Below are 779 nucleotides of genomic sequence, written 5' to 3'. Positions count from 1 at the left end.
AATCACCTGTTGCTAGCTTTTAGTTTCAGTAGTTCAAGTATCATCCACAACCCCGTGTGCTCCTTATGTCACCCTTTACACTCCTTGTAAAGGTCTCTCGATGCTTTATTAAGTGTCTCAAAATTATCAAAACCCTTATTTCTACATTGTAGCAACACATCAGGTGCAACATTCCGTATCAGCTCCTCCAAATCAAGACCTTCATCATTCTCACCTACATCATCCTCACCTCCATCTTCTTCCCTCTCATATATGTTGCTTTCCGTCCTTAGTTGTGTCTCACCGTGCTTGCTCCAGATGAAGTAATTATCTATGAAACCACTCTGAACCAAGTGTTCACATATAATTTCATGATCTTTGTACAGATATATCATATTGTTGTTGCATACTTTACAAGGACAATATATTGTCTCTTTTTTCTCACGTGTAGCGTGTTGTACGACGGCTTCCAAAAATATTGATACTCCTTTGAAATGAGCCAACACATCACCCAACTTGTACATCCATGATCGGTCCTCCATCTGCATATTTACAAAATCCTAGATTAACTTTTGACCCTAAACACACCTTCAAATACACACCTAAACAACAACAAAACTTAAGAAGCGATATGGATTTACCTTCTAGAAGTGAATCCTCCAAGAAAAATAAAATCAAAACCTCCCCCCCTTGTGTTTCAATTTTTTCTATCCACCGTACGGACAGAGTCATGAACTCACTGTGCACTCAGCTCAGGGGAAGACGATGGCGCTATATATATAAAGTTCACAATAGCAACG

The 779-nt window shown here is 39.2% G+C and carries 1 protein-coding gene; it reads right to left on the bottom strand.

The window, feature by feature from the left end:
- Positions 1-68: 68 nt before the first annotated feature.
- Positions 69-503 carry a hypothetical protein gene (locus tag ACQY5W_RS13095; RefSeq protein ID WP_428025418.1) on the bottom strand — a complete coding sequence of 145 codons (435 nt, stop codon included), beginning with the start codon at positions 501-503 and terminating at the stop codon, positions 69-71.
- Positions 504-779 lie beyond the last annotated feature (276 nt).

Source organism: Arcobacter sp. (assembly GCF_050300555.1).
Lineage (GTDB): Bacteria > Campylobacterota > Campylobacteria > Campylobacterales > Arcobacteraceae > Arcobacter.
The sequence above is the reverse complement of the archived record's forward strand: the minus strand, read 5'-3'. Positions and strand labels throughout refer to the sequence as shown.

Excerpts from the sequence above, each read along its gene's own strand:
- ACQY5W_RS13095 (WP_428025418.1), bottom strand. The coding sequence starts at position 503 with ATGTACAAGTTGGGTGATGTGTTGGCTCATTTCAAAGGAGTATCAATA.